Annotated in this window: 15 protein-coding genes; 8 read left to right on the top strand and 7 right to left on the bottom strand. The window is 46.0% G+C overall.

The genetic code is table 11. The annotated features are described in order from the left end of the window. The 8 genes from B5F77_RS04940 to B5F77_RS04910 form a co-directional block, all read left to right on the top strand. Positions 1-359 (top strand): DUF1573 domain-containing protein (locus tag B5F77_RS04940; protein WP_162607954.1); only part of this gene is annotated, 359 nt, incomplete at its 5' end. A gap of 47 nt (positions 360-406) precedes the next feature. After that, a complete protein-coding gene (locus B5F77_RS04935) occupies positions 407-664 on the top strand; it encodes a hypothetical protein (protein ID WP_087328530.1) in 258 nt (85 codons plus the stop codon). A gap of 75 nt (positions 665-739) precedes the next feature. Beyond that, positions 740-1,804 (top strand): BF3164 family lipoprotein, encoded by a 1,065-nt coding sequence (locus B5F77_RS04930; RefSeq protein WP_087328528.1) that lies wholly within the window; start codon positions 740-742, stop codon positions 1,802-1,804. A gap of 23 nt (positions 1,805-1,827) precedes the next feature. After that, positions 1,828-2,334 (top strand): hypothetical protein, encoded by a 507-nt coding sequence (locus B5F77_RS15550; protein WP_140392815.1) that lies wholly within the window; start codon positions 1,828-1,830, stop codon positions 2,332-2,334. Positions 2,335-2,340: 6 nt separating this feature from the next. After that, positions 2,341-4,290 (top strand): transglutaminase domain-containing protein, encoded by a 1,950-nt coding sequence (locus tag B5F77_RS04925; RefSeq protein ID WP_087328525.1) that lies wholly within the window; start codon positions 2,341-2,343, stop codon positions 4,288-4,290. 1 nt (position 4,291) lies between these two features. Then, entirely contained in the window at positions 4,292-5,161 is an 870-nt protein-coding gene (gene lepB, locus B5F77_RS04920) for a signal peptidase I (RefSeq protein ID WP_087328523.1), read from the top strand. 3 nt (positions 5,162-5,164) lie between these two features. Continuing rightward, positions 5,165-6,931: an O-antigen ligase family protein gene (locus B5F77_RS04915; RefSeq protein ID WP_087328520.1), complete on the top strand. Its 1,767-nt coding sequence runs from the start codon at positions 5,165-5,167 to the stop codon at positions 6,929-6,931. A gap of 115 nt (positions 6,932-7,046) precedes the next feature. After that, positions 7,047-7,634 carry a TIGR00730 family Rossman fold protein gene (locus tag B5F77_RS04910; protein WP_087328517.1) on the top strand — a complete coding sequence of 196 codons (588 nt, stop codon included), beginning with the start codon at positions 7,047-7,049 and terminating at the stop codon, positions 7,632-7,634. Positions 7,635-7,916: 282 nt separating this feature from the next. On the opposite strand, the gene B5F77_RS04905 is transcribed toward B5F77_RS04910, so the two are convergent. From B5F77_RS04905 to B5F77_RS04875, 7 genes are all read right to left on the bottom strand, one after another. After that, positions 7,917-9,047 (bottom strand): cyclically-permuted mutarotase family protein, encoded by a 1,131-nt coding sequence (locus B5F77_RS04905; RefSeq protein ID WP_087328514.1) that lies wholly within the window; start codon positions 9,045-9,047, stop codon positions 7,917-7,919. Next, the gene (locus B5F77_RS04900) at positions 9,044-10,306 is read right to left on the bottom strand and encodes an MFS transporter (protein WP_087328510.1); all 1,263 of its coding nucleotides are present in this window, start codon (positions 10,304-10,306) and stop codon (positions 9,044-9,046) included. The genes B5F77_RS04905 and B5F77_RS04900 overlap by 4 nt, the downstream gene beginning before the upstream one ends. A 2-nt stretch (positions 10,307-10,308) precedes the next feature. Beyond that, positions 10,309-11,226: a dihydrodipicolinate synthase family protein gene (locus tag B5F77_RS04895; RefSeq protein ID WP_087328507.1), complete on the bottom strand. Its 918-nt coding sequence runs from the start codon at positions 11,224-11,226 to the stop codon at positions 10,309-10,311. A 108-nt stretch (positions 11,227-11,334) separates the two neighbouring features. Continuing rightward, complete coding sequence (locus B5F77_RS04890; protein WP_087328504.1) at positions 11,335-11,913, bottom strand: FKBP-type peptidyl-prolyl cis-trans isomerase; 579 nt, start codon at positions 11,911-11,913, stop codon at positions 11,335-11,337. Between the two features lie 6 nt (positions 11,914-11,919). Beyond that, positions 11,920-13,464, bottom strand: coding sequence for a glycine--tRNA ligase (locus B5F77_RS04885; RefSeq protein WP_087328501.1), 1,545 nt, complete (start codon positions 13,462-13,464; stop codon positions 11,920-11,922). 43 nt (positions 13,465-13,507) lie between these two features. Next, on the bottom strand, positions 13,508-14,263 hold the full coding sequence (locus tag B5F77_RS04880) for a DUF6261 family protein (protein ID WP_087328498.1): 756 nt from the start codon (positions 14,261-14,263) through the stop codon (positions 13,508-13,510). 307 nt (positions 14,264-14,570) lie between these two features. Next, positions 14,571-15,563, bottom strand: a complete 993-nt coding sequence (locus B5F77_RS04875) for an acyltransferase (RefSeq protein ID WP_087328495.1) — start codon at positions 15,561-15,563, stop codon at positions 14,571-14,573. Positions 15,564-15,577 lie beyond the last annotated feature (14 nt).

Genomic DNA, 15,577 nt, shown 5'->3' with positions numbered 1-15,577 from the left:
GTATAACGGTGAGTGAATTACCTGAAACTATCCTCGTTTCCAACCAAGAAGAATATGATATGGGGACAGTTGGAGAGAATGAGACAAAGGCGCAGCAAGTAATCTTGAGCAATAACGGTACGGAGATATTCAAGCTCAAAGGTATCACCACCTCATGCGAATGCACTACGACGAAACAAGAATGGACAGAAATCGCCCCGGGCGAAACGGCTACACTAACGGTCTATTACAAAGCCGAAGAGCCGGGCGATTTCTACCGTACCGTCACGATTTATGGAATGTGCCGGGGGAATCGCTCACTTTGTCGTTGGTGGGGAAGGTTGAATGATGGCAAGAATGCCCAAATAAGAATGAGATAGCCAGAGGAGAATCCGCTGGCATTTAATAACTAAACAACAAAATAATCATGGTAAAAAAAGTAATGGGCGTTATCGGCGTAGTCGCCGTATGCGCAGTAGCTGGTTGGAATTACCAGCAGAGTAGTAAAGACTTGAAAAAATTATTTGTCGAAAACATTGGCTTTAGTGATATAGAAGCTATAGCTATGTGTGAAGTTACAAATAAGAAAGGTGAAGTTCTCTTAAAATGCGATGGAGGAAGTACTTGTTCTACAACTAAATTTGGACACACACTAACTTGCGATGGGACAAAAGTAGCTCTGTAGTGTCCATAAAAAATATCATGTTGTTACAGGATGAGTTGTTTCATCCTGTAACTGTAATTCTATAGCAGATTAAAAATGAAACATATATACACATTATTTGTTGCATTATCTATTTTAACGGCATGTGATTCTTCTCAAAAGAAGGAGAGACTTACTATCTATATGGATAATGAAGTATTGAATAATAGTAAAACCATAGGCATTGACTCTATTCGCTTGCCACAAGAATTTATTTATGCACAATCATTCTTTGTGTATAAAGATAGTATATTGATAGTACAAAATAAGAAGGCAGAAAATGTATATTTCTTGGAATTCTATAATCTCTATTCTCAAGAAAAAGTAACAGAACTATTTCGATATGGGAATGGACCTCAAGAAATGTTAGCAGCCAAGATTAATATCAGCAATGATTTATTAATTGTAGACGATTATGTAAAAAAAGAAGTAGCATTTATTCCAATAGATTCTGTATTAAAAGATAAAAGATATACACCTGAAATTCAAGAATATTATGTAGATGCAAGAAGTGTTGTCCCTCATTTTGACGAAAAGATATTAGTGGATAATCCCAACTATTTCTCAGATCCGAACCTAAAGATAGAAACAGAAAATGAACCACGTTTCTTATTATATACATCCAAAGAATTTCAAAATTTACAAATCAAACAAGGCAAATATTATACCCGAAATGTATCGGCAGGAACCATCATACCAAATTATGATCACGATCGTATTCTTTATTTTAATTATCACCTGTCTGAAATTGAAGTATATAATACCCAATTGACATTGAAAAAACATTTATTAGGGCCTAACCAGTTAGATGCCAATTATACAGTTATAGATAATGAGCTTATATTTAAAAAAGTTATACCCTATTCATATTGGCAGTATTGTTGTGACAAAAATTACATATATATTATTTATGTAGGAGAACTCTGGAATGTAGAAACTGTTAATTTCCAACAGCTGCATGAACATATTCTCAAATTTGATTGGGACGGAAATTTAATACAAACATACAAAGTCCCTTGTTTCATAAACAACATATCCATGGGAAAAGAAAATGAGTATCTATATGCAACAGGATATAATGAAGAAGAAAATCCCATCTTACTTCAATTGTCATTGAAATAGTTCGTATAATAAACAACTTTTATATGAGACATTTCCTCTATGTATTATTGGCTATCGTATCATGTTCTTGTACGAATGATGCTCGAAATAAATTGAATAACAAAAAGATATCTTTTATTCAAGATTTTTATTCGAGTTCAAAAGTATGTGTTAATGTAGAAATAAGAGACTCTATCGCTAAGTATTATTCACAAGAACTAAGCGATTTAGAGAACACTTTGGTTTACATATTAAATGGAGATTGTTCAGTTTGTATTGGAGATTTAATAGATCTTCTCTCGTTATTAAAAGACGCAAATAATACATTGCCTGTCACTATTTTGACAACCGAAGAAAATATAGTGTCTGTACAATATTATATATCTCGTATTAGGTTGAATTTCAAATATGATATATTTTACCAATGTACATCAAAAGATACTGATTGCCTAAGTTTTTATAATGGTTCTGTATTATTCATGAACAAGCATAAAATTGTAAATGCTTTTTCATATATAGATTTTAAATACGATCCTAATTTTGAATATTAATATGGTATGAAAGTCTTTTTAATTTGTATAGGTATCATCATTAATCTCTGTTGGTTAATCTCTTGTCAACCCGACCGGCTTGACATTGCCTTGGAACTGGCGGGCGAGAACCGGGCGGAGTTGGAAAAGGTGCTGGCGCATTACAAAAACGACAAGCCGAAATATAAGGCTGCCCGTTTCCTCATCGAAAATATGCCGCACTGGTACGGATACGAGAATGCCGCGCTCGATTCCATCCAATGCGTATTAGCAAAAATAGAACGGGAGAAAAGGCATAACGGTACGCCAGAAGAATTAGCACGCTGGAAAAATGCGCCCTTCTATTCCGGCAAGCAATATGATGTATGGACGATCAAGGCGGAATACCTTATACGCAATATTGATTTAGCGTTCAAAGTCTATCAGGGAAAAGCGTGGAACCATAATCTATCGTTTGAAGACTTCTGCGAATACATCTTGCCCTACCGGATTGCCGACGAACCGTTAAGCGATTGGCGGGAGACTTACTATAACTATTACAACCACCTGCTCGATTCGCTCTATCCGAATGGGACGGACGTAGTGGAAGCATGCCGCATCCTATCAGAAGAACTGGGGAAACGTGGCTATACTTATTCCACAGACTTTTCGACACCCCATCAAGCTGCCGACTTTCTATTCAAACACCGTGTAGGGACATGCCGAGAAGTGTGCGATGTAACGCTTTATGTCATGCGGGCCTGTGGCATTCCTGTGGCTACGGATATTTTCGTGTATTCACCCGAATACCAACAAAACCATACTTGGACCGTAGTACGCGATACAACAGGGCTTTTCATTCCATTCGAATTTAACGATTACCACGCGGAACGTGGTACACAGGCTGACGGACGAAAACGGGGAAAAGTTTATCGTTCTCTTTATGGATATCAGAAAGAGCCATTCGCTGGCGTGACAAAAGACAAAACCGTCCCTGCACTCTTTCGAGATCGCCATCAAAAAGATGTAACGGTAAATTACTTTGGGGAAAACAAAGTAACCCTAACTATTGCTGATGAAAGCGAGAAGTTCGTTTATTTAGGTGTATTTTCTCCTCAGGAATGGATACCCGTAGATATTGCTCGGACGAAAGGAAAGAGAGCCGAGTTCCACCATTTAGAACCAGAAATAATCTACCAACCTCTCTATTCAGATGGAAAAGAATATCGCCATGCAAGCTATCCCTTTTTATATAAAGCAGGTGATTCGACACATATATTCAAACCATCTGACCAGAAAGAAACAGTAAGGTTATATCGGAAAATGGGTTTGTTCCGCACGTTTCGTATTTGCCTGTATGAACCAATTATCGGTTCACGAATAGAAGGCAGTTTGAATAAAGATTTTACGAATCCTATTCTATTACACGAATTTACAGACACCTTACGCTCTAATTACTATGAATTTACTATGCCTACAGACTTGCCGAAAATACGTTATGTCCGTTATGTCTCTCCACCAGGAAAATGGATGGAATTAGCTGATATAGCGTTCTACGAAGATACTTTGAAAAAGGCTATACCGTTAAAACGGTTAAACGAATTACCTGCACGTCCGCCCAAAGAATGGTATGATGCTATAACAGATGGCAAAATCCTAACTTACTTTAATTCAAGTGATACCAGTTGCTATCTAGCATATGACATGGTAAAGCCCAGAAAGATTCAAAAAATTGAGTTTTATCCACGAACTGACGACAATTTCGTCTGGCCGGGTGATGAATACGAACTGTTCTACAATGACGGTACGGCAGGCTGGAAATCGTTGGGGCGACAAGTGGCGGATGAACGGCGATATGTGGAATACGAAGTACCCCGCAACGCCCTGCTTTGGCTCCGCGACCGGACGAAAGGACGCGAGGAACAGGTCTTTTTCATCCGAGACGGAAAACAAGTTTTTGTAACGGATTTGCCACGGGCTAAGTTAATAGGAGAATAAAATGATACTGAAGAAATGGATAGACCGCCTCTTGGACCTAATCCTCTGGGCGGCAGGGTTAGTGGCGTTATGGATTGCCGCGCAGGTGTTCCTCTTCGCCTCGTTCCGCATCCCGAGCGACTCGATGGAACCGACGCTGGAGGCGGGAGATTTCGTGTTGGTGAACAAGCTGCTGGTGGGGCCGCGGCTCTTCAACCTCTCGGAGGCGATGGCGGGTAAGCGGGTAGAAATCCATCGCCTGCCGGGACTGCACCGGATTGCCCGAAACGATGTGCTGGTGTTTCATTTCCCGCATCCCGAAACGTGGGAACGTATCGAAATGCACCTCCTGAAATACTACGTGAAGCGGTGCATCGCCTTGCCGGGTGACACGCTCTCCATCCGCCAAGGGCACTATCATATTGCAAACTACGACGGCACATTGGGAAACGAGGCTGCACAAAATCGGATGGAACAAATGGACGAAACGGATTTCGCATCAGATGTGTACGCCTGTTTCCCTTACGATTCTATCTTAGGATGGAATATCCGCGAGTTCGGTCCGCTCTACATCCCTCGGGCAGGAGATGAAATCGAGATGAACCGCACGCATTACGTGCTCTATAAGAAAGTGATTGAATGGGAACAACGCGGGACACTTGCCTACCGCGACTCGACTGTTTACCTGAACAACCGCCCGCTTTCCCGCTACCGTTTTGAGCAGAACTACTACTTCATGAGCGGAGACAAAGCTGAAAACTCGCAAGATTCGCGCTACTGGGGTTTGTTGCCGGAGGAATACATCGTGGGAAAAGTCTGGAAGATATGGAAATCCATGGATCCTTATACAGAGGAATTTCGATGGGAACGGTTTATGAAAGGAGTGAAATAGATTATGAAGCGGATCATAGAAATCGGTTGGCTTTTCATCGCCTCGCTCTTTTGCTGCGGGTTGGCGGTTACTCCGCTCATTTCGGATGGGCACTTAGCAGAGGGACTGGTGTCGGGGCGCGTATTTTGGTTTCACTTAATAATGCTGCTAGGTTGTATCGGATTGTTACTGGGTATTTGGCTTGGTAGAGGTATTCGGTTTTCGGGAGCAGATGTAGGAATAATATGTTATGGTTTGACGGTTTGGATACACTACGACGAGGCTGCAAACCTGGCACCCGAGAAATTACTCATGGGCGGGCAACTGTTAGTTTGTTGGTTTGCCTTGCGTGTCTTATTCACGCAGCAACGTTTGCTGCGCCCTTACTTATGGGGATTATGGTTGACCGTCGGATTAGGTGAAGGCATATGGGGGCTGGCCCAACTCTATGGATATACTGCTTCTAATCATGCACTGTTCAACCTCACAGGTACATTTTTTAATCCTGGTCCTTATGCCGGTTATTTGGCTATATTGCTTCCATTAGCCTTCCACGGGACGTATGCCAGACAGCATCTCGTACGTTTATTCTCATGGGGTAGCTTCTTTGTCATCTTGGTCGTATTGCCTGCCAGCATGAGTCGGACGGCGTGGTTGGCAGCTGCGACAGGCGGATTATGGGTGTTCGTGGCGCATCATAGGACTTCTATCCTGGCATATATCGCACACCATCGAACGCGTATGGCTTGGACAAGCGTCTTATTGGTTGGCTTATGTATAACAGCCTCTTGCGCGCTCTATCATTTCAAGAAAGACTCGGCAGACGGTCGTTTCCTGATGTGGCATGTCGCCAGCGAAATTATAGTCGATAACCAGGGTATCGGTACCGGCTTAGGCAGTTTCCCAGCCCAATATGCCGAAACCCAAGCGCGTTATTTGGAGACCGGTATGCCACAAGAACGATACGTCGCTGGTTGCCCGCCGTATGCCTTTAATGAATATTTGCAAATCGGTATAGAGCAAGGTATCATCGGATTGATATGCTTTCTCTTTGTTTTGGGTTATGCAATGTATCAAGGCACGAAACAACAAGCGTATGGTGCAGTGGGTGCATTGGGATCGTTTGCCGTATTCGCATTTGCCTCTTATCCGCTCCAATTGCCGGATTTTTGGGTATTACTGACGGGGGTAACAGTCTTTTGCATTCCACCAGAAACGACCGGAAAAGGTAAGAACCTGTGGACATGGACACAACGCATCGCTTTTACAGGACTCGCTCTTTTCGGAATCTACAATTTCTGCCAAGCGAAACTCTATTATGAGGCTTACCGTTCCTGGAACCAAGTCCGCTCGCTGTATCATAACAAAGCTTACCAAACAGCAGTAACAGGTTATGAAAGATTATACCCGTGGCTGGGGCATCGTCCGGAATATGTATTTGAAACGGCTCGGTGTTTGGAGGAATCAGGTCAAGCTAAAGAAGCTATTCCCTATTTGAAACGAGGCACGCAACTCAGTTCAGACCCCATGATGTATTACGTTTTGGCGCAGTGCGAACAAAAAATCGGGCGCTATCCGGAAGCCGAAACACACTTGCTACATGCCATCCGTATCCTCCCCGAGCGCATCTATCCCTATTATCTTTTGGTTTGGTTATACGCCGAACCGGATTATAATCATCCCGAGAAAATGTCTGCCGCCATTGATACAGTCTTACACAAAAAACCGAAGATTGAAAGTACAGCCATTCGCGAAATGCGAGGAAAGGTTCGGAAACTCATCCAAAAGTAAACAATTAATAATAATAAACAACAAAACAATATACACAAAGTCCATTGGGACTGATTTTGCACATATTCTTTGTTTATCCTTATTTTTCTTTTAACTTTGCGCCCAAAACAAGAATATGAACGATATAAAAACAGTATGCGTATATTGCGCGTCGAGTACAAAAATCGCACCGTGCTATTTCGAGGCGGCACGCAAATTGGGCGAAACGTTGGCGAAAGCGGGTATCCGTATCGTCAATGGCGCGGGAAATATCGGGTTGATGGGTGAGCTTTCGGATGCAGCCTTGGCGGCGGGCGGAGAGGTCGTAGGCGTCATCCCGCATTTTATGGTCGAACAAGGATGGTGCCACACGGGACTGACCGAGGTAATCGAAGTGCACGACATGCACACGCGCAAACAAACAATGGCCCGGCTCGCCGATGCAGTCATAGCCCTTCCTGGCGGATGCGGTACACTCGAGGAATTACTTGAGATCATCACCTGGAAGCAATTGGGATTATATCTCCACCCGATTGTCATCCTCAACGTAAAGGGATATTTTGATCCGCTCCTGGCTATGTTCGACCGGGCAATTGCAGAAAATTTCATGCGGACGGCGCATCGGCAACTTTGGGCGGTGGCTAAAGACATCCCGACAGCCCTTCACCTCATCCATACCCTTCCGGATACAGACCCGGCTGTGCGGAAGATCGCAAAAATCTGAATCAACGTGTCTGTGCATTCACGGAAGCTCCAAACAACCTGTTTCAGCTGTCTGTGCGTTCACAGAAGCTCAAAAAATCATTTTTCAACCGTCTGTGCGTTCACAAATGCTTCGCGCACCATTTTTCGGCCGTTTGTGCGTTCACAAATGCTCCGCGCAACATTTTTCGGCCGTTTGTGCGTTCACAAATGCTCCGCGCAACATTTTTCAGCCGTCTGTGCGTTCACAGAAGCTCTGCGCACTATTTTTCAGCCGTCTGTGCGTTCACAGAAGCTCAAAAAATCATTTTTCGACTGTCTGTGCGTTCACAGAAACCATTTCCGCCGTGCGCACACCGGGTTTTATCTCCCCGTGAAGCACCCAAACCTTCCCATTCCAGACTACACACACCGCGCCTGCCTTGGCATATTGGGGCGAAACATCTACTACGCGCCATACACCGGTAGGAATATGATAGGCCAATAATTCCGGATTGAAACGATACCACGCCACAGGATGTCGCAAATAGTTCGCCGACTCTTCTCGGATTGAATCCGCGCGGGCAGCATCTCCAACTTGCTCAGCCAAGTAAAGTTGACGCGGACGGTCCAGTGCATCCGCAAATCGCTGCCAATTCACCCCACCACCGAAGAGCAGGCATGTATCACCCAATGCCACACCATATCCACCTGTCAATGTGCGCGGTGAATCGGCCAACGGCAACACCTCCCCTACCCGCTCCCATTCTTGTTGGGAAATTGCGTAGCGTAACAAGTCGGCCGAAAGCTGCGGAGGCATATCCCGGTCGCCTGGCTCGAATCCGCCCGCCAGATAAAGCGCATCCGAGGTTGCCAGCAACACAGGTTGTACACGAGCCGCCCCTGGAAAAGCAGGAAGCGCCTCCCACGAGTGCGTCTCCAAATCCAACGCATAGAGCGTCCGCCCTGGCTTTCCTCCTTGATTTCCACCCGTTACATATACCTTTCCCTCCGCATAAGCTGCCGCGAAATTGTCCATCGAGACAGGAAGCGGAGGATAATCCATCCGTGCCAATCGGCCTGAATCCTCTATGCGTAAAAGATATACGGCACGCATCGCTCCGTTCGCATTCAGCCCGCCCAAACACAAGACTCCCTCAGGAAGCGTAATGCTGGTGCCATAAGCCGTCTCTTCCGGAAGCGAACCGACACACCGCCACGCTTGATCCGCCTGTTTTGCCCATACAGCCGTATAATATTGTTTTACACCACCCTCCGACGCAGGAACATCCGGGAAATTACATCCGCCTGCCAAGAGCAAATAATCCCCCGAAACACCCGCAAACGGAGCCGATACAGCCTGGGGTACATTTCCTGAAAAAGAGACGCCTTGCGCCCAACCGCAAGCAGCCAGACACAAAGCGTAACATAAACATGAAAAAGTGCGTATATTCATTCGTCGTCCCTCTTTTCAATGGTTTTCGGGCGGAGGCAACATACTTGCATCACCAAAGCCACAGCCACTACGCCACCCAGCAGCGCGAAGTCTGTCCCCAAATGACCGCCGTCCATCGATTTCCCTAAGAAAGAGGTAATCGCCGCTCCGGCAAAAACACCCGTCATATTCATAATCCCATATGCCGTCGCACGGTAGCGAGGCGATACAAATTGGCAAAGAATCGGCATATTGTTCGCATCGAACATGCCAAATCCAATTCCAAAACAGAGGCCACCGCCCAAAATCATCGGTAAATTATCACCAAATCCCAGCATAAGCAGGGCTGGAATAGTCAATGCCAATCCGATACCACCCGTATAAATGCGTCCTCGGATATTCCGCTGTGCCCATTTATCAGACAAAATGCCTCCAAAAATAACACCGACGAACGACGAGAAAGCAATGGTAAAGGTAGAAAGCGGACCGGCCTCTGCCATCTCGATGTGCAAATTCTCGGCGAAGAGCGTAGGCAACCAGTTCTTCGTCGCCCAGCCGGGTAAACTCGAAGCTGCGAAATAAAACAAAATCACCCAAAAGGCCACATTTCCCAATACGACACCTAAACCGCCAAAGAGATTACGCGCCTTCGTCCCGGACTCCTTTTTCTTCGGCGCATTCCGGAAGAATCCGCTCTGCACGTCATGCAAGAAAATAATCAACACCAAACTATATAGGATACCGACCAAACCAAAGCCAAAAAAGGTGGTTTTCCAATCGTAGGCCGAAGCAATCGTTGCACCAAATCCACCTAAGGCCTGCCCCATATAGAGGCCGGTCATGTGCAACCCGACCGCCAACGAACGTGTCTTTTCGGAATGTGCCTCTGCAATGAGCGACAAAGCGGAAGGGATATACAACGCTTCGCTAATACCCATAATCGCCCGCAGGATGTAAAGTTGATGAAAATCTGAGCAGAAACCCATCATCAAGGTCACGAACGACCAAACAAACAAGCTCCCCACGATAAGCCATTTGCGGTTGATGCGGTCTGCAATCATACCCGCCACCGGACTCATCAATCCATACACCCAAAGGAAAACGGCCATCAGGTAGCCGAAATAGGTAGCCGATTGCAACTCTTCGATGTCGACCATCATCGCCGACTTCATGGTGGATAACATCTGCCTATCCATGTAATTCAGCAAAGCTACCACCCAGAGCAATCCCACGACTACCCACGGATAATAACGGTTATAAACTTTCGTATTTACAGGCATAATTAGAAGCGATTACAACGGTCAAAAAAACGGATTGCCTCTAATTCCTGCCGCATAGCCGCCTCTTCTTCGTCCGTCATATTACGGAAGGGCGTGCGGTTTTTACCTAAGTCTAAGCCAATGAGCTTCATGATACGTTTACCGGCCACGATATTGCCCCGGTAATGGCAAATCACATTAATAACCTCCTGCGCAAAGTTCTGCTTTTCGCGAGCTGTTTCGAGGTCTCCTTGCTTCCACGCTTCCAAGATACCTACTAATTCACGGCCATTATAATTGGTCGTACCACCGATACCTCCTTGCGCACCGCCCATGGCGAGGCATGGGAGAATCGTCTCGTCCTGCCCATGAAGCATATCATACTTCCCGCCTTTATACAAGCGGCATTGGTTGTATTCGTAGAGGCTTTCGTAAGTATATTTAATACCGGCGAAATTGGGAATCCGTCCGTCTACCGCCTTCAAGAAGTCGAACATCGGCAAATAAGCCCCGTTGAATGCCGGGATATGATAGAAATAGAAGGGAAGGGAAGGTGCGGCCGAAGCTATCTCTTCGCAATATGCCACCAACTCTTCCACGCGTCCAACCTTGGGAAAAGGAGTCGCCATCGCCCCGATGCCCCATGCACCTATCTCTTGCGCATGGCGGGCAAGACGCCGACTCGACTCCACGCACGTACTGCCCACATGCACAATCACCTTGAACCCATCCGGCACAGCCGCCATCCAAGCTTCCGCCAACCGGATGCGCTCCTCGTCCGTAAGCAAATATCCTTCGCCCGAAGAACCATTGATGAATACCCCTTTCAAACCATTCTTCGCCAACATCGCCGCATAGCGGGGAATTGGCTCGCACGTCACTTTTCCGTCGGCATCCAACGGTGTAAACGGCGCATCGATAAGTCCTGTTATTTTTTCCATGATATCTAATTTTTGTTCGCTTACAAATTTACACAAAAAAATGCAGAGATATAAAAAAAGCCGCCCATTTTCATCGAAAAACAGGCGGCTTTTTTCAAATATAGGGATTTATTGCTCTACAATATCGGCAACCTCTATCTGGAATACCAATGTCGTGTAGGGTTTGATGGTATCTGTACCATTTACATTGCCATTCACGCCATAACCTAATGAATAAGGAATCCAGACTTCCCAGATATCCCCTTCATGCATGTGCTGAAGAGCCGTGCTCCAACCATCCACAACATCCGAACCTACGGTAAATAAAAAAGGATCGTCATCGTTTTCCCGCAAACGGGAATCAAACACTTCGCCTTGCGAGAGGACGCTATCGCGATTCTGAATGTAGTTTCCATTCTCATCCGCAATAAAGCAACCCTTGTAATAGCATTCCACTTGGCTGGTGTAGTAGATTTGTTCCGTACCTTCACCTTTCTTCAGCACCTTATAAAGAATACGGCCATTGTTGCTTTGGGAATTGATATACTCGATGCCCTCGTCGTTCGCCCGTTGTTCGAACGCATTGACATTCGCCTCCCTCCAGGCTTCATCCACCGGTAGATACCAAGAATTACTATCATCATCACTACAAGCCACCAACGCGAGGCCTGCTATCCACATCACTATGAATCGCCAATACTTCTTCATCTTCACTTATTCTATGATTTTTTTCAACAAACTTCTCATGCTGACCTTTTCGGAGATAATGTCGTGCAGCTTATCGATGGCTACGCGCTCCTGCTCCATCGTATCACGGAAACGAATCGTTACGCAATTATCTTGCAACGTATCGTGGTCTACCGTGATACAGTACGGCGTACCGATAGCATCCTGACGGCGGTAACGCTTGCCGATAGAATCCTTCTCGTCGTACTGGCAACGGAAATCGAGGCGCAACATCTGCATGATTTCTTCCGCCTTTTCGGGCAGTCCGTCTTTCTTTACCAACGGCAATACGGCCAACTTCACCGGAGCCAATGCTGCCGGGAGCTTCAATACCACACGACTCTCGCCATTCTCCAAGGTCTCTTCGCAATAAGCACCCGCCATCACGCTGAGGAACATACGGTCTACACCGATAGAAGTCTCGATAACGTACGGCGTATAGCTCTGGTTCAGTTCCGGGTCGAAGTATTGAATCTTCTTGCCGGAGAACTTCTCATGCTGCGAAAGGTCGAAATTCGTACGGCTGTGGATACCTTCCACCTCCTTGAATCCGAACGGCATCTCGAACTCGATGTCCGTGGCGGCGTTGGCATAGTGCGCCAGCTTCTCGTGGTCGTGGAAACGGTACTTCTCGTCGCCCAAGCCCAATGCCTTATGCCATTTCAAGCGTGTCTCTTTCCATTTCTTGAACCATTCGATTTCTTCGCCCGGACGAACAAAGAACTGCATCTCCATCTGCTCGAACTCACGCATACGGAAAATAAACTGGCGTGCCACGATTTCGTTGCGGAACGCCTTACCGATTTGCGCAATACCGAACGGAATCTTCATGCGTCCTGTCTTCTGTACGTTCAGGAAGTTCACGAAGATACCCTGCGCTGTTTCCGGACGAAGATACACCTTCATCGAGCCATCGGCAGTCGAGCCCATTTCGGTAGAGAACATCAAATTAAACTGACGAACGTCCGTCCAGTTGCGTGTACCGGAAATCGGGCAAACAATCTCGCAATCCAGAATCAACTGGCGGAGGTCTTCGAAGTTCGAATCATTCATGTCTTTCGAGTAGCGCTCATGGATTTCATTCCACTTGGCCTGATGCTCGAGGACGCGCGGATTCGTTTCGCGGAACTTCGCTTCGTCGAACGCATCGCCAAACTTCTTCGCAGCTTTTGCTACCTCTTTATTTATCTTTTCTTCAATCTTTGCCAGATGGTCTTCAATCAACACATCGGCGCGATAACGCTTTTTCGAATCTTTGTTGTCAATCAACGGGTCGTTGAATGCATCCACGTGTCCGGATGCTTTCCAAATCGTCGGGTGCATAAAGATAGCCGAATCCAAGCCTACTACGTTCTCGTGCAGGAGCGTCATGCTATCCCACCAGTATTTTTTGATATTATTTTTCAGCTCCACGCCGTTCTGACCATAGTCGTACACCGCGCCCAAGCCATCATAAATTTCAGAGGAAGGGAATACAAAACCGTATTCTTTACAATGTGAAACTAATTTCTTAAAAACATCTTCTTGTGCCATAATCTATTCTCATTTATATTTTTCCCAAATGAACGGTGCAAAGTTAAGTGATTTTTTCGTCCTCGCCGCCCTCCGGGCCATTTTTTTCGTCCTCGCGGTTCTCTTTCATCGATTGCCGGAACTTCCGGACGCGGGTATGTTCGCGTTGCAAGGCGTTCAGCTGTGAAATCAGGTCTGAAAAATGGCCATCGCTTTCGTAAATTGCTGCTGCATTGATTTGCAAACACACCGTGCGGTAGGCTTGTTCCAACTGAAGACGAAGTTGCATGGCCTTACCCGGTTCCTGCGCGCCCTGCTGTTGCGATACGGCATGGTCGTACGCATCATAGGTTGCACTATGCACCTGCAGACGCACTAACCAAACCTCCAACGCAAGTAACCGGCATACCTCTTCTTGCTCTTCCAACCATTTCGTCAAGATATGCAAGTTCGTGCTCCGCTCCGGTTGCGACAGGGCTGCCACATTGCCTCGTGCCGTAATCTGCTGATACGCTTCTCGTGCCGCAGACGCTACTGCCTCGTCGGGATGCCCCTGCATCGCCTTGACATACGCACGAAGCAGACGCCAAGCCTCCGTGCGCCGCTGGTCCGCTTCCTGGAGCTTCTGCACCCCGTCCCCTTTATCGCGGAAAATAAAAGCATTCAGCGCATCCGAACAGACTTGCAGCCGACGAATAGCTTCCATCAGCCGTGCATGGTGTGTTTCCAACGCAACAAACCATTCCACCACCTGCTGCATCATGGCATTCAGCTCGCGTAGCGGCACCTTTGTAATCCGAAACGGTTCAATCTGTTCCATATACCCTTCTTCCCTGATTATTTTCGCCAAAGATAACCACAATTTTCTTTATTTCAGTCTCAAATCCAAGCTAAAATCACACTTCCTTATGGATTTTTCAAAAAAAGAAGTATTCAAGAACCTATTCTTCTATCCTATTTCAATTAAAAAACAATCAAAGAAGTACTTCTTCAGCTATACATTTTATAAAAAACTATTTTTGCATCCCTTCCTGAGTTGTATTTCAAATGAAATAGAAACGAAGAAGGGTGTTTTGAGATGGAATTAAGCCATAAAGAACGTCTTAAAGAGGCATGACAGATTCTTTTCAGCTTCGTATGAGTTCCTTCTGCGCCGTGAAATAAGGGAAGAAACGGATGGAAAAAGGAATCACCACGAAGCGCATCAGCAATGCGATGGCCACGTATGTCAAAACATATTGTCCGATTTCGCCCGCAAAGGAAAAAACAAAGCGCAACGGGGCGACGAAGAAGGTATGGAAACCCAACACGATGAGCGAATAGCGGCCCAAATAGGAAATAAGCGGAAGACGCTCCAACAGGCGGCAAAAGATAAGCAACAGGGCGATGCCCGCAAAGCCTGCCGCGTAATGCACCAAGAAAATATCGCGTACCTCTTTCGGAAAAAGAGCGCAACCATAGACGAAAGCGAAACAACCCAGACAAAGCAGCCAGCCCGTGCGCCGACGGAAGAGTTCCTTTTCCTGCAATATCCAACCCTTCGTCGCATAACCCACGGCAAAGAAAGGCAACGAGGCCAATGAACGGTCCAGGTAATAGGGCCAGCGTTCGGTCACAGTCCACGCCGTCACCATCGCGCAACCCATAAGGAAACAAACCGTCAGCCGCCATTTCCAATTCCGAATCCAACGATGAAGCAGGAAAAAGAGGATGTTCACTTCGAACAGCGAAAGAAGGAACCAGATAGGGGAATTATAACCAATATCCTCGCCGCGCCCCAGCTTGAAGAAAATGTCACCAATCATGCCCCAGCGAAAAGGTTCTTCCAGCAATCCCTTTTCATAGAAATGCAGAAAGTGGCAAACGATGCCCGCCGCATAGGCTGTCAAGAAGAAAAACAGATAGGGGATGATTAATTTGTTTACCTTCTTGAGGGAAAATTCTTTCAACCCACTATATTCTTTGAAGAAAATACCCGACAAGAAATAATAGAGCGGCATATGAAAAAAGCGCAAGGCCGTCTCCGGCGTAGTTTCAAATTTATGGATATGAATTAAAACGACCAATGAAATGCAAAGCCCCTTCGCCAAATCAATGTATTCTACACGCCGTGTTGCCATTTCTTCCCGCTTAT

This window comes from Parabacteroides sp. An277, from assembly GCF_002159645.1.
Lineage (GTDB): Bacteria > Bacteroidota > Bacteroidia > Bacteroidales > Tannerellaceae > Parabacteroides.
Note: the sequence above shows the minus strand (reverse complement) of the source record. Positions and strands in the feature narration are given on the sequence as shown.

Bases quoted from the DNA above. Each gene is read 5' to 3' on its own strand.
- B5F77_RS04915 (WP_087328520.1), top strand. From the start codon at position 5,165: ATGAAGCGGATCATAGAAATCGGTTGGCTTTTCATCGCCTCGCTCTTT.
- B5F77_RS04930 (WP_087328528.1), top strand. From the start codon at position 740: ATGAAACATATATACACATTATTTGTTGCATTATCTATTTTAACGGCA.
- B5F77_RS04925 (WP_087328525.1), top strand. From the start codon at position 2,341: ATGAAAGTCTTTTTAATTTGTATAGGTATCATCATTAATCTCTGTTGG.
- B5F77_RS04875 (WP_087328495.1), bottom strand. From the start codon at position 15,563: ATGGCAACACGGCGTGTAGAATACATTGATTTGGCGAAGGGGCTTTGC.
- B5F77_RS04895 (WP_087328507.1), bottom strand. From the start codon at position 11,226: ATGGAAAAAATAACAGGACTTATCGATGCGCCGTTTACACCGTTGGAT.
- B5F77_RS04880 (WP_087328498.1), bottom strand. From the start codon at position 14,263: ATGGAACAGATTGAACCGTTTCGGATTACAAAGGTGCCGCTACGCGAG.
- lepB (WP_087328523.1), top strand. From the start codon at position 4,292: ATGATACTGAAGAAATGGATAGACCGCCTCTTGGACCTAATCCTCTGG.
- B5F77_RS04890 (WP_087328504.1), bottom strand. From the start codon at position 11,913: ATGAAGAAGTATTGGCGATTCATAGTGATGTGGATAGCAGGCCTCGCG.
- B5F77_RS04900 (WP_087328510.1), bottom strand. From the start codon at position 10,306: ATGCCTGTAAATACGAAAGTTTATAACCGTTATTATCCGTGGGTAGTC.
- B5F77_RS04935 (WP_087328530.1), top strand. From the start codon at position 407: ATGGTAAAAAAAGTAATGGGCGTTATCGGCGTAGTCGCCGTATGCGCA.
- B5F77_RS04905 (WP_087328514.1), bottom strand. From the start codon at position 9,047: ATGAATATACGCACTTTTTCATGTTTATGTTACGCTTTGTGTCTGGCT.
- B5F77_RS04885 (WP_087328501.1), bottom strand. From the start codon at position 13,464: ATGGCACAAGAAGATGTTTTTAAGAAATTAGTTTCACATTGTAAAGAA.
- B5F77_RS04910 (WP_087328517.1), top strand. From the start codon at position 7,047: ATGAACGATATAAAAACAGTATGCGTATATTGCGCGTCGAGTACAAAA.
- B5F77_RS15550 (WP_140392815.1), top strand. From the start codon at position 1,828: ATGAGACATTTCCTCTATGTATTATTGGCTATCGTATCATGTTCTTGT.